Source organism: Acetomicrobium thermoterrenum DSM 13490, from assembly GCF_900107215.1.
Classification (GTDB): Bacteria; Synergistota; Synergistia; order Synergistales; family Acetomicrobiaceae; genus Acetomicrobium; species Acetomicrobium thermoterrenum.
Genome location: NZ_FNPD01000006.1, coordinates 37,953 through 49,696 on the forward strand (window position 1 = coordinate 37,953; position 11,744 = coordinate 49,696).

General features: G+C 48.7%; 11 protein-coding genes. All 11 read right to left on the reverse strand.

The features are described 5' to 3' along the window. Positions 1-28 precede the first annotated feature (28 nt). Entirely contained in the window at positions 29-1,612 is a 1,584-nt protein-coding gene (locus tag BLU12_RS05860; RefSeq protein ID WP_091461308.1) for an MBL fold metallo-hydrolase RNA specificity domain-containing protein, read from the reverse strand. 17 nt (positions 1,613-1,629) lie between these two features. Beyond that, positions 1,630-2,313: a nitroreductase family protein gene (locus tag BLU12_RS05865; protein ID WP_091461310.1), complete on the reverse strand. Its 684-nt coding sequence runs from the start codon at positions 2,311-2,313 to the stop codon at positions 1,630-1,632. A gap of 91 nt (positions 2,314-2,404) precedes the next feature. Continuing rightward, positions 2,405-2,905, reverse strand: coding sequence for a TlpA family protein disulfide reductase (locus BLU12_RS05870; RefSeq protein WP_234945498.1), 501 nt, complete (start codon positions 2,903-2,905; stop codon positions 2,405-2,407). Between the two features lie 28 nt (positions 2,906-2,933). Continuing rightward, positions 2,934-3,641, reverse strand: a complete 708-nt coding sequence (locus BLU12_RS05875; RefSeq protein WP_091461312.1) for a cytochrome c biogenesis CcdA family protein — start codon at positions 3,639-3,641, stop codon at positions 2,934-2,936. Between the two features lie 124 nt (positions 3,642-3,765). Further along, entirely contained in the window at positions 3,766-4,743 is a 978-nt protein-coding gene (locus BLU12_RS05880) for an ABC transporter ATP-binding protein (protein WP_091461313.1), read from the reverse strand. After that, positions 4,740-5,726 (reverse strand): ABC transporter ATP-binding protein, encoded by a 987-nt coding sequence (locus BLU12_RS05885; RefSeq protein WP_091461315.1) that lies wholly within the window; start codon positions 5,724-5,726, stop codon positions 4,740-4,742. The genes BLU12_RS05880 and BLU12_RS05885 overlap by 4 nt, the downstream gene beginning before the upstream one ends. Before the next feature lie 9 nt (positions 5,727-5,735). After that, complete coding sequence (locus BLU12_RS05890) at positions 5,736-6,617, reverse strand: ABC transporter permease (RefSeq protein ID WP_091461317.1); 882 nt, start codon at positions 6,615-6,617, stop codon at positions 5,736-5,738. A gap of 12 nt (positions 6,618-6,629) precedes the next feature. After that, on the reverse strand, positions 6,630-7,556 hold the full coding sequence (locus tag BLU12_RS05895) for an ABC transporter permease (RefSeq protein WP_091461318.1): 927 nt from the start codon (positions 7,554-7,556) through the stop codon (positions 6,630-6,632). Between the two features lie 65 nt (positions 7,557-7,621). Further along, positions 7,622-9,229 carry an ABC transporter substrate-binding protein gene (locus tag BLU12_RS05900; RefSeq protein ID WP_407638649.1) on the reverse strand — a complete coding sequence of 536 codons (1,608 nt, stop codon included), beginning with the start codon at positions 9,227-9,229 and terminating at the stop codon, positions 7,622-7,624. Between the two features lie 408 nt (positions 9,230-9,637). Further along, a complete protein-coding gene (gene larC, locus BLU12_RS05905) occupies positions 9,638-10,753 on the reverse strand; it encodes a nickel pincer cofactor biosynthesis protein LarC (RefSeq protein WP_091461322.1) in 1,116 nt (371 codons plus the stop codon). Between the two features lies 1 nt (position 10,754). Further along, positions 10,755-11,558: an ATP-dependent sacrificial sulfur transferase LarE gene (larE, locus tag BLU12_RS05910; protein WP_091461324.1), complete on the reverse strand. Its 804-nt coding sequence runs from the start codon at positions 11,556-11,558 to the stop codon at positions 10,755-10,757. Positions 11,559-11,744: the final 186 nt, after the last annotated feature.

The window sequence follows — 11,744 nt, forward strand, 5'->3', positions numbered from 1 at the left end:
TGATATTCTCAAACAGTCCATAAAGATGTTAACGAACGACCCTTTGGCTTGCTATCTCCAGTAACAATTTGGCCGACATAAGGAGAGGTCCGATCTCTTCCGCAACTTCCTCCTCTTTAAGGGCTTCGTTAATGTTAGCCAGCAAGAGATCCATGTCCCTTAAGATAGACTGCACTTCAACGGGAGGTCTTTCCGCCGGAATTTCGACCCTCTTTTCGACGGTGGAACGTCCACGATCAAGGGACATCTCATATCCCCTTTGAGGCACAAGGGCTTGACTGCCCAATTTTCTCAACTCATCCGCCAAAGAATTAGATGACCTCTCTTCTCCATGGGTAACTATGAAAGTCGGATTCGTCTTGAAGTTGGACGCCCAGGTAAGGAGGTCGTCCTTGTCGGCATGGGCAGAAAAGCCACCTATCGTATGAAACTTGCACTTCACGGCCACCTCCTCGCCGGCGACCTTGACGAACCTCGCTCCATCTATGATCTTGCGCCCCAGAGTACCGGCCGCCTGATATCCTGCAAATATCACGTGAGCCTTTGGGTTCCACAGATTATGTTTCAAATGATGGACAATCCGACCTCCGTTAGCCATGCCGCTTCCCGCCAAGACAATGGCGAAAGATACGTCGTTGATTTTTTTCGACTCCTCGGGAGAGGTGACCTCCTTCAAACCCATGGGGGCGAAGGGGTCCTGATTTTTGAAGAGTCTGTCCTGTATTTCCGCCGAAAGGAGGGAAGAATATTTCCTATATATCTCCGTAGTCTTGACGCCCATGGGGGAGTCGAAGTAAATGGGCACATTGTCCTTCAATATGCCCATTTCCTGAAGGATGTTGAGTTCGTAGAGTATTCTTTGCACTCTGTCCACAACGAAAGTAGGAATCAAGACCTTGGAGCGGTCCCTCAAACATTCCGCTATGACTGAGGCGAACTCCTCCCTCGTCTCATCCAGGCTTTTGTGATTTCGGTCTCCGTAAGTGGACTCTATTATCACGTAATCGGCGTCCTCAATGACGGCCGGATTCCTGTCCAGGACGGTAACCTGCTGGCCAAGATCGCCTGAAAAGACCAGTTTAATGCTGTCTTTACCGGCCCAAATTTCGATGATGGCACTTCCTAAAATGTGTCCGGCGTCGCGAAAGCGCACCTTGATATCAGACGCCGCCTCGATGACGTCATCGTAGGAGACGGGTACGAACATTTCCAATGCCCTTTCTATCTCCTTTTCCGAAAACAGAGGATATACGGGCGGAAGCCCCTTTCGCCTGTTTTTTCTGCTCTTCCAATCCGCCTCCTCCTTCATCAAACGGGCCGAATCCCTCCACAATATTTCGCACAGCTCGAGGGTCGGAGTAGTTGCGTAAATTTTTCCTCGAAATCCTCTCTTCACGAGAAGGGGAACGCGTCCAGAATGATCCAGATGGGCATGGGTCAACAAAAGAGCATCCACCGTGGAGGCATCGAAGGGGAAGGGCTCGCTGTTTTTCCTGTCCTCGTCCCGCCCCTGAAAGATACCGCAATCGATCAACACCCTTTTCCCGTCGTGTTCGAGTAAATAATTGGACCCCGTTACTTCTCCTGCAGCACCATAAATACCCAGTCGCAATAAAGATCCCTCCCTTCTCAGAGAGATGCCGGGAAGGGGTTCCCGTATTTTTCCAGGGACACGACACCTTCAAAGGATTTCCGTGGCCTGGGTTTGGGATTTTCGGCAGGATATCCTAATGTTACGAGGGTTAAAATCATGGCATCTTGCGGGATCTCCAGATCGCGGCGAACTTCCTCGTAAAGTTCCTCGTTCACAGCCGTAACCTCATTTGCGAAGGCTCCGACTATGCAGCTTCCCACGCCTTCGTGTTTGGCCTGGAGTATCATGAAAGCAATGGCCAGAGACAACTGCTCGTATAGCCTTGCAACCAATATTTCCTCGCCTCTTAAAAGAGGGTTGTATGCAGGATCATTAAGGGATTTCTTGGCCCTTTCCTCGTCAAAGCTCTGTCCCAGGGCTTGAGATAGGGCCTTCATCTGCCTTACCCTCTGCTCTTCTGACCAGGCGCTTCGCTCGCCTAAACAAAGGACGACGCTGTCGGCTGTCTCTAGGAAACGCTGGCCCACCGCCAACCGGCGCAATTTCGACTTCATCGTCTTTTCCCGCACGACGATAAAATGCCAGGGCTGTACATTTGCCCAGCTGGGCGCTCGTCTTGCCGCATCTAGAATTCTCATTAAAACATCATCTGGAATTGGACGGGGATCATACCTTCTTATGCTAGCCCAACTTTCTATCTCGGGAAGCAACCCCTTCATCAATTCATCATCTCCTCTTTCAAGCTATTTCTCATAGAAAGTATAACATATCCTGCATCGACACCCAGTTTCACAGTTTGTATAAGATAAGCTATAAACCGAATTTATCTTTTATTTGTTCATACGTCAGCGGGCCAACATGCACTTCGAGAATCTTCAAATTTTCGTCCAAGAAGTAACTTGTGGGAATGTACCTCACAAGATATGCTTGAGCCGCCAATCCATCTTCATCAAGATAGACAGGAAAGGCGAGCTTATTTTCGAGAACAAAATTTTTAACGTGAAGTATGGACCTTTCCGAGGTAGTCAAATTGACGGCTACGATATTCACATCTTCGCCATGTTCGTCGAAAAATCGCTGAAATTCGGGCAACTCCTTGAGACAGGGAGGGCACCAGGTGGCCCAAAAATTCAATAAAAGGGGTTTGCCTTTGAAATCGGAGAGTTTGACCTGCCTTCCGTCGAAGTCCACCGCTTCGAAATCCGGCGCGGTTTCACCCCTTTCCATGGCCAAAAGGGGTGAAATGTCAAAAGCAAAGATGACCAAGAAAGCTAAAGATATTGTCAATATTAAGGTTTTCTTCGTTTTCACTTAACAACACCTCACCTTTATTCGAAATTTACATAGGAGGGGTCCATAGATATGCGAATCTCGAGAAAAGATCGAAGTACATTAAAAGCCCGACCGCTATAAGAACGGCTCCAGCTACTTTTTTAACGTATTCCAACTTACTTGCGTTAGCTTGTATAAAGCGCTCGAACCACTCCATGAATAGGGCTACAGCTAAAAAAGGCAGCCCCAATCCCATGGAATAGGCAAAAAGAAGGAGCATTCCGTCCCTTACAGTTGAACTGCCGCTTGCCATGACCAGTATCGACGCCAAGATGGGACCGACGCAGGGCGTCCATCCGGCTGAAAAGGCCATCCCCGCAAGAAGAGCCCTTATCCAGGAATGACCTCCCGATCCGGCCTTCAATCGGCGCTCCCGCTCAAGAAATGCTATATCAAACAGTCCAATCATATAAAGCCCAAATATGACTATTATCGTCGCTCCCGCTTTCTTAACGAGAGCTTGGTTTTTGATCAGAAAACTCCCCAATGCCGTGGCAGAAGCTCCGAAGGAAACGAAAACGACAGAAAAGCCTAAAACAAATAACAGGGCGTGAAGAAAGACCCTAAAGCTCTTCTTTGCCTCGGCTTTACCCGATAGCGGGAGAGCGTCGCCGGCCAAATAGGCGATATAAATGGGAATCATCGGCAAAAGACAGGGAGAAAGGAAGGAAAGCAATCCTGCAGCGAAAGCGATCGTTAGCGATATCTCAGACATATCTTAGACCCCCTATACCCGTATATGTATATTATAACATCGAATACCGCGTCTTTTTAAAAAACAGGAGCCGAAAGTTCCCGGCTCCTGTTGAAACGACAGGTACAAAGGCGCCCGCTGTATTCTATTTAGAATGCAAGAAGCAGGCGACAAAGTGGCCGTTACCCACATCCACCAATGGGGGTTCCTCCTTCTTGCACCTTTCCATAGCGTAACGACACCTTGGATTAAACCGGCAACCAGAAGGTGGATTGGCAGGCGAAGGCACGTCGCCCTCCAAAATAATGCGCTGACGTTGGCGCTTCGGATCGGGAACTGGTATGGCAGAAAGTAGGGCATGGGAATAGGGATGCAAGGGGTTGCCAAAGAACTCAAGCTTTGGCGCCTTCTCGACTATTTTACCCAAATACATTACGGCGACTCTATCCGATATATGTCTCACCACGGCTAAGTCGTGGGAAATGAACAGATAGGTCAGCTTCAGCTGCTCCTTTAGTTCATTCAACAAATTTAATATTTGGCTCCTGATGGAGACGTCCAGAGCCGACACCGGCTCATCGCAGACTACGAACTTTGGCTTCAAAGCTAAAGCTCGAGCAATGCTTATCCTCTGGCGTTGCCCGCCGGAAAACTCATGGGGATACCTGAAGCGATGCTCTGGGAGCATTCCGCATTTCGACAACACCTCGGATATGTAATCGTCCAGCTCTCTTTTAGAGCACAGGCCATAATACCTCACGGCCTCGCCCACAATTTCGTTGACGGTCATGCGAGGGTTTAAGCTGCCGTAGGGATCTTGAAAGATTATCTGCATCTTTTGTCTGATGCCGCGCGGGTTATCGCTAAGCATTGTTTCCACGTCTTGTCCCATAAAGAAGGCCTTTCCTTCGGTAGGCTTCAGCAAATGGAGCACGGTCCTCCCCAATGTAGTCTTTCCGCATCCCGATTCGCCGACCAACCCCAGTGTTTCCTGATCGTCAATGAAGAAGGATACGTCATCGACGGCTCGAACATGACCTACCGTTCTCTTGAATACTCCCTTGCGAATGGGAAAATACTGTCTCATGTTTTTGACCTCTAAGAAATGGGAGGCTTGCGTCATCTGGCCCCACCCCCGGAGTCGGAACCGTAGAGGAAACATCTGACCATACGCCCGTCGCCAAGGGAGTAGAGAGGAGGCATTTCCCGCGAGCACCTCGAAAAGGCCCTTTCGCAACGGTTATGAAAACGGCATCCCTCGGGAAATTCAAAGGGGTTGGGCACAAACCCAGGGATTACGTGAAGTTTATCGAGGTCTTTATCAATTCTCGGTATTGAAGCAAGCAACCCCTGTGTATAGGGATGCAAAGGTTCGTAAAAGAGAGAGGCCACGGGCGCTTCTTCAACTATAAGACCGGCATACATGACCACCACTCGCTGGGCCATCTCGGCAACGACGCCCAAATCATGGGTAATGAGCATGATGGCCGCATTGAATTCTCTTTGCAGATCGTTCATGAGGTCTAGTATTTGGGCCTGAATCGTAACGTCCAAAGCAGTAGTGGGTTCGTCCGCTATCAACAATTCAGGCTTGCAGGCCAAGGCCATGGCTATCATGGCCCTTTGGCGCTGTCCTCCCGAAAGCTGATGCGGATATTCGTCAACCCTTTGTTTTGGGTCGGGAATTCCGACGAGCTGAAGCAACTCTACGGCCTTCTCTTTGGCCTCCTTACTGTCCATTCCCTGGTGGAGCATCAAAGGCTCCATAATCTGAAACCCTATAGTCAAAACGGGGTTCAAGCTCGTCATCGGTTCTTGAAATATCATGGAGATCTTGTTGCCCCTTATTTGGCGCATCCTCGCTTCAGAAGCTTTGGTTAAGTCTTCGCCTTTAAAGAGTATGTTCCCTCCCGCTATCCTTCCAATGGGCCTTGGAAGAAGCCTCATTACAGAAAGAGCGGTAACGCTTTTGCCACAGCCGGACTCTCCTACCACGCCCAAGGTCTCGCCCGAATTGATGTGGAAGGTCACTCCTTCTACGGCCTTCACCAGGCCTCTGTCGGTATCGAAATAGGTCTTAAGATCTTTTATCTCCAATAAGCTCAACAACCCCACCTACCTTTTGAGCCTTACGTCGAGGGCATCTCGCAAGCCGTCTCCGAGGAAGTTGAAGGCAAGTACGGTATACATGATCGCCAGCCCGGGGAAAATAGCCCACCACCACTTGCCCATGCTTAGATATTTCTGGCCCTCGGAGATCATCAATCCCCAACTTGGAGTCGGGGGTTGAGCGCCAAAGCCCAGGAAGGCCAATCCCGCTTCTGTCATTATGATGCTGCCCATGCCAAGCGTGGCCTGCACAATTACGGGGGCAAGGGCGTTCGGAAGGATATGTTTAAATATTATCTTCCCTCTGGGCAACCCCAAGGCCTTGGCCGCTTCGACGAACTCCCTGTCGCGCAGTGAAATGAATTGCGCCCTAACCACTCTGGCTATGCCAACCCAGTTAACCAGACCTATCGCAATATAAACGACCCGCAGGCTAGGACTTTGAAATACTGCTATTACAGCCAGCACGAAAAGCAGGAAAGGAAAGGCAAAGACGACGTTGATCAACCAAGATATGAGGTCGTCGACCCATCCTCCCATATATCCTGCTATGGCCCCAAGCGGCACCCCGATGAGAAGAGACACTATGGTCGCAAAGATGCCTATCTGCAGCGAAATTCGGGCCCCGAAGATAATCCTGCTTAATATATCACGACCGTATATGTCGGTCCCCATCCAATGTTTTGCATTGGGGGGAGCCAACCGCACCTCTCTACCCTCCGTCCATATGAGCTGTTCGACGGGATCGTAGGGAGCTATAAGCGGAGCGAATATGGCAATTAAAATAACGGAGGCAGCCATAAAAAGCCCCAGCAACGCCAGCTTGTTCCGCTTAAACCTGAGCCATGCCTCATACCAAAGACCGCTGGATCTGCTCTTCTTAGCCATCTTAGAACCACCTTAATCGTAACGGATTCTGGGGTCTATGAACCCGTAGGAAATGTCGACTATTAAATTGGCTACCAAAAATATCACCGCCATAAATATGACCGTGCCCCGAATCATGGGAAAATCTCTGGCTATCAGGGCCTCAACGGCCAGCCTTCCCACTCCAGGCCAGGCAAAGATGGTCTCGGTCAAAACTGCACCTGAAAGCAGTTCGGCCACCTGAGTACCTATGATTGTAACGACGGGAATTAGCGCGTTTTTCAAGGCATGTCGCATTATTACAATCCTTTCGCGTAATCCCTTTGACCTGGCCGTACGAATGTAGTCCTGCGTCAAGACCTCCAGCATACAGGATCGCGTGAGCCTCGCTATGAGGGCGGCCGGCCTTACTCCCAATGTGATCACAGGAAGTATGAAGTAACGCCAATCCCCTGGAACGTAACCAACCCCCGGTACTAGATGAAGCGTATAGGCAAAGATCAACAAAAGCAAAAGCCCCACCCAAAAGACGGGAGCACTGATACCCGATATCGCTATGAACATGGCCGAATAATCGAATATTGAATATTGTTTTACGGCGGAAACCACTCCAGCCAGTATTCCCAAAAGGGCCGCCAAGACCATGGCCCAAAAGGCGAGCTTTAGAGTAGCTCCGAAGCGGGTCATCAAGGCGTCTACGACCTTTTCATTGTTCCTATAGGACACTCCCAAATCGCCCTTTACCAGGTCCTTCAAAAACCTCGTGTACTGCTTATGAATCGGAAGGTCTAACCCCAGGTCGGCCCTGATGCGGGCCAGCGTTTCGGGATCGCCCCTTTGGCCCATCATCAGCCTGGCAGGATCGCCGGGAACTATCGTCATCAGAATAAATACTATGGTCACAACTCCCCATATGACGGGGACTGCATAAAGCATTTTTCTCACGATGTAGGAAAACATACATTTGCCTCCCATCTTCGATCAAATGTGGGCTAGTTGCGACTAGCCCACATTTGTCAATTAATTTACTTTTCGATCCATACGACCTCAAGGGGAGTAGTGTAGTCTCCAAAGGCGGGAAGATGCATGTTCTTCAGCCAATCCTGAGCCAGCAAGCTCGTCGTGTAGTGAAACAGGAACAACCAAGGAGCATCGTCAACTATCATCTGTTCTGCCTCCTGATAAAGCTTCATTCGCTTATCCCAATCCGTTTCCACGCGCGCCGCAGCCAACATTTCATCCACCTTTGGGTTGCTGTAAAAGGAATAGTTACCCTTGGAACCGTGGTTTTCGGAATGGAGCAATACGTATAGGAAGTTATCCGGATCGGCGTAATCGGCTACCCAACCCATTCTAAACATCTGAGTCTCTCCCCGTTCGCAGAGATCCAGATGCACTCCCCAGTCGAGAACCTTGATGTTTATGTTGATGCCAAGGTTCTTGAGTTGTGCCTGAATTGCTTCCGATATAAGGGTGTGGCGGGGGTCGTTGTTGACGTTCAGGTCGACGGTTATTCCGTCGGGGAAGCCTGCCTCAGCCAATAACTGCTTTGCCTTTTCAGGATTGTACTCATATCCCCTCAAATTGGGATTGTATCCCGGTATGCCGGGAGGAAGGATTCCCTTAGCCGGGTAATAACGCCCGTGTATAACGAGTTCGTTTATGGCTTCCCTGTCTACGGCGTAGTTGAATGCCTGCCTCAGTTTCAAATTGTCCTTAAAGGGAGGTTTGGAGTTGTTAAATCCGTAGTAATAAGTCCCAAGTTCAGGCCTTTCTTGCAGCAGATGGGAGTACTGGGCCTTTATCTCTTCGTAATATTCGTCCGGAGGCGCAGGCAGGACGTCTATGTTTCCCTTCTTGAACTCCTCGTAGGCAATCGTGTTATCAGGTATTATGACGATCTCGATACCGTCCAGGTAGGGTAGTTGCCTGCCGGCTTCGTCCTTTTTCCAGTAATCGGGATTTTTCCTGTAGACCAACCGTTGATCGTGATCCCAGCGCTCCAGAATGAACGCTCCCGTACCTACAGGATGGAAGTTGAACTCCTTGCCCCACTTCTCGGCATCCTCTTTGGGAACCACCACAAAGGAGTTGTAGGCCAGTACGCTGAGGAAGGGAGAAAAGGGGTAGTCCAGTTCGAATTGCAAGGTGTAGTCGTCAACTACCTTGATTCCAACCCATTCATCGGCCTTGCCGTCGACGAAATCCTGATATCCCTTGACCATATCGATGAAATAAGCTCTTGGGGAATTGACCTTAACCAACCTCTCGAAGGAATATTTCCAGTCGTGGGCAGTTACCTCACGTCCGCCGTTTTCGGTGGGCTTGCCGAGGGATTCTTTGTGGAATTTGACACCCTTCCTTAAGTGAAAGGTCCATGTCTTTCCGTCGGGACTTGCTTCCCAGCTTTCGGCCAGCCTGGGAACTATGCTCTTTCCGTCGGGATCGTTATCTACCAGCATATCGAACATTAGGTACACGTTTCTCGAGGAGCTGGTGTCAGTTGCCATCGCCGGATCGAGCTTGGGAGGATCGTTTACCGCACGCCACCTCAACACGCCACCATACTTCGGCTCCTGGGCAACTGCCGCGTTCTGCCCCACAAAAACCAGGGAAAGAAGTATCACGACCATAACGAACCAAACCAACCGTCTCTTCACAACTCTTCGCCACCTTTCGTTTATTTTAATGCTTGTCGCATTAAAGCCTCACGTAATAAGGGTGGTGACAAAACATAAGAAACACGCCTAAAAGGTATAATGCTTTTATGAATTTTGAAAAACCCAAAGTCGAGATATCCGAAAATACCATGAACATCCTGGGATTGTTCGAATAATTTTTTATGTTTGGCATATTTATATTAATTGAGTCTCGGAAGAAAAGTCAAGACATTTAGATAATTATAACAACTGACGGTTTACTAATTCAAATAAACGAATAATATAATATGCAACGATTTATCATAACATCACAAGTTGAGCAACAATTATTAATAGATAAATAAATCTAACAAAAATGATGCTAAACTTATCTAAAATAAATCAACTCCCGGCATTTTCCGTAAGGTCGTCAAAATCGATCTTCTCCTTTTGCAGGTCCCCGTGCCGAGAGACCTTCACTCGCACAAAACCGCCTTCATGGGGGACTTCTTCGATCGTACGTTTCATTTTAACCCTTGAAACCGGCCAATATCTCACTCCTATGGTAGTGGTATGTTCGAAGAGGCCTTCGATAGCTCGATCCAAATTCTCAGCATCGACCAAAAGCCTCAGGATAAAGAGGGGCCTGTTTTTCTTTCCCAATCCCTGCAGAAGATGAACTTCCTTCGATGTCTCCTGCAACTTAGAAATGGCATATCCGATTTCCTCTCCGGTGATATCATCCAGCGATGTTTCGATAAGGATCGTCTCTTCCAGATCTTCCTCCTCGGCCATGGTCGCCCTTAAGACATTTGCCACTTCGAAATCTTTAGATCCTGCACCATATCCTACTTTGGCAGGAACGAAAGAAGGAAGGACTCTGTAAAAGGTGGCAGATACCGCCAAAAGGGAAACGCCCGTCGGAGTAGCCAGCTCTCCTTCGATATCGCTCCCCAAAAGGGGAACCCTTCTTTTCGATGCTATCGCCGTCACGGCAGGTACAGGAACGGGTAATAAGCCGTGGCAAGTTTTAACTTTTCCGCTTCCCGTACAAACGGGAGTAGAGGCAATTCTTTTTTCTCCCAAACTTTCAAGGAGCATAAAAAAACCAAGACAGTCGATGATCGTGTCAAAACTTCCCGCTTCATGAAGGTGGACTTCCTCGACCTCTGCTCCGTGCACTTCGGCCTCTGCCTCAAGAATACATAGTATGGCCTCCTTCGCCCTGTCCTTGGCCCAATTGGAAGCTCCAACAGAATAGGAGGTCCGATCTAAAATTTCCAACATCTCATGCCCGTGCCTACCATGAAAGTGTTCGTCGAGGGATATGTTGATCTTTATCGCCTCTATGCTCCCCCTTTTTGTTATTTCCTTTCTTATCTCTACGCCGGAAAGGCCCTTTACGCCTTCAACGGCATTAAACCGTTCGAGGAGGGCAAAATCGGCCCCAAGGTCAACCAACGCTCCCAAAAGCATATCTCCGCTAACTCCCGAGAAATTAGGTTCGAATATTATCACTTTATACCCCTCCCGCCAAAGAATCCATCTTGCCGCTTCTGTGACCTTCCAAATCCAGTGCAACGACTACAAAGCCAAGTCCCTGCAGAAGGCTTCTCAGTTCGTCCCTGACTGCCCAAGCCTTTCCCATATCTTCACGAGATACCTCAACCACTGCAACTTTCGGACGATAACACCTGACCCTGACCTCCCTGAGGCCCAAGGAAGCCAGCTCTTTTTCCGCCCCTGAGACCTGACCTATCTCCTCCTCAGACAAGGTTGTGTAATAGGGAAAACGCGTTGCAAGACAGGGAGAAGAAGGTTTGTCCCAAAATTTCAAATCAAATTCACGGGCAAGCTTTCTGATATCTTCCTTCCTTAAACCTGCTTCCTTCAGAGGATGAAGCACACCATCCTCTTTTGCAGCTTCAAGGCCGGGCCTGTATTCCATCGTGTCCGATTCCGTCACCCCATCCATTACCACATACCCTTTTAAAACAGACTTTTCAAGCCATTTCATAACCGAAGCGTCTCTGTTTTTTCTGCAGAAATAACACCGCCTCAGATGATTTTGCCTGATCTCGCTTACGCTCAGGTCGTCTGAATATATCACATGGTGTTCAAGCCCGAATGTTTCTGCCACTTTTCTGGCCTCTTCCACTTCGTCGTCGGGAATCAAGGGAGAGGAGAAGGTCACTGCCACGACATTGCTTTCAGCCTTCGAACAGGCATAGGCCAAAAAAGAACTATCCAATCCGCCCGACAACAATATCAAGATGTTGTCGTATTTATTTATGTATTCCAACAACTTTGTCCATTTGGACATCCTATTACCTCTTTTCGCCGTAGAGTGCTTCGCAGTTTATTATACATTTTGGCTTATAATAAGTGTAGAAAGTCTGCCGGTCCAGTCTTTAGGTTGATGCATTTAGCCATTGATTGAAAAAGGTAGGCAAAATTACCCTTATCCCTTTTCGGGGTCATGAATTAATATTTAAAAAAACTATGACAT